2 protein-coding genes are annotated in these 1,353 nt (G+C 29.6%); both read left to right on the top strand.

Annotated features, from left to right (window positions below; translation table 11 throughout):
• On the top strand, window positions 1-412 hold a 412-nt coding region (locus tag KHW44_RS09660), incomplete at its 5' end, for a solute carrier family 23 protein (protein WP_304068909.1).
• A 254-nt stretch (window positions 413-666) separates the two neighbouring features.
• Window positions 667-1,311 carry a hypothetical protein gene (locus KHW44_RS09655; RefSeq protein ID WP_304068907.1) on the top strand — a complete coding sequence of 215 codons (645 nt, stop codon included), beginning with the start codon at window positions 667-669 and terminating at the stop codon, window positions 1,309-1,311.
• The last annotated feature ends 42 nt before the right edge of the window (window positions 1,312-1,353 follow it).

Genomic DNA, 1,353 nt, shown 5'->3' with positions numbered 1-1,353 from the left:
TGGTACAAGTACAGTAACTACATTTGTTGAATCGGCATCAGGAGTTGCAGAAGGTGGAAGAACTGGTCTAACAGCTTTGTCAACAGCATTCTTTTTCTTTCTAAGCTTATTCTTGTTCCCGATTTTTGGAATGATTCCTGCACAAGCAACAGGACCTGCATTGGTAATCGTAGGATTATTCATGTTAAGTTCTATAAAAGAAATCGACTTTTACGATTATTCTGAAGCAATTCCTGCATTCATAACAATAATTGCAATGCCATTTTGTTATTCAATAGCAGAAGGAATTTCTTTCGGAATGATTAGCTATGTTTTGATAAAATTATTAGCTGGAAAGAGAAAGGACGTTTCGATTTTGATGTATATCTTGGCAATTGTATTTGTTTTAAGAATAATTTGGCCATTATTTTAAATATTAAATTAAAATAGTAGTGCATTTTAAAATGCGCTACTATTTTTTTGTTCAAAACTATTTCAAAATTTAAAATTAAATGTTATACTTTTATTGTAAACGATAACATAATTACAGAGAATACATAGAGTTATGAAATTAATTGTTATAAAATCAAATAATTTAGCTAATAAAAAGAAGAAAAATAAAATAAGGAGGTTATAAATATAAGTAAAACGTCTTCTTTTTAAAAATAAAATTAAAGGAGTAAAAATATGAAGAAATTTGGCAAAAAAATATTAATGCTTTTAATGGCAATCGTAGTTTTAGTAACACCTACTTTTACAGTCGCAGTAAGACAAGAAGTACACAACGATAGAAACTATAATTGGTATATAGATCAAGGAAACACTGGCTGGGCTAGTAACTCAAATTGTGGTCCATCTTCAAGTGTAATGGTAGAAAAATGGTTCAACAGAAATACAATCTCAACAGCAGCTGGTGCAAGAGATCGTTATCCTATGCAAGGTGGATGGTGGTCAACAAACACTGTATCACAATATTTGAATGATCAAAGAATTCCAAATCGTACAATTGTATACAATGGAGAAGATACTTTGACAGATATATTGGATAATGGAAATATTGCAATTGTTTGTGTGAATACTGGATTTATTTCATTTAATAATAACAACAATTCAAATATCGGTAGATTTTACAACTACCAAGGAGGACATTTCTTAGTTGTAAAAGGATACACTCATATCAATAATAGATTGTATTTTGAAGTTTACGATCCAAACAATTGGGGAGAAATGTACTTTAATGGACAACCAAAAGGAAAAGACAGATTATACGCTGCAAATGAATTATCACAATCAATTTTTAGATGGTGGGGAAATATTATAGTAATAGGATAAGAATGAGAGCCTTGAAATTAATTTTTCAAGGCTTTTTTAATT

It is taken from the genome of Finegoldia magna (genome assembly GCF_018371055.1).
GTDB classification, from domain to species: Bacteria; Bacillota; Clostridia; order Tissierellales; family Peptoniphilaceae; genus Finegoldia; species Finegoldia magna_I.
The sequence above is the reverse complement of the archived record's forward strand: the minus strand, read 5'-3'. Positions and strand labels throughout refer to the sequence as shown.

Bases quoted from the DNA above. Each gene is read 5' to 3' on its own strand.
- KHW44_RS09655 (WP_304068907.1), top strand. From the start codon at position 667: ATGAAGAAATTTGGCAAAAAAATATTAATGCTTTTAATGGCAATCGTA.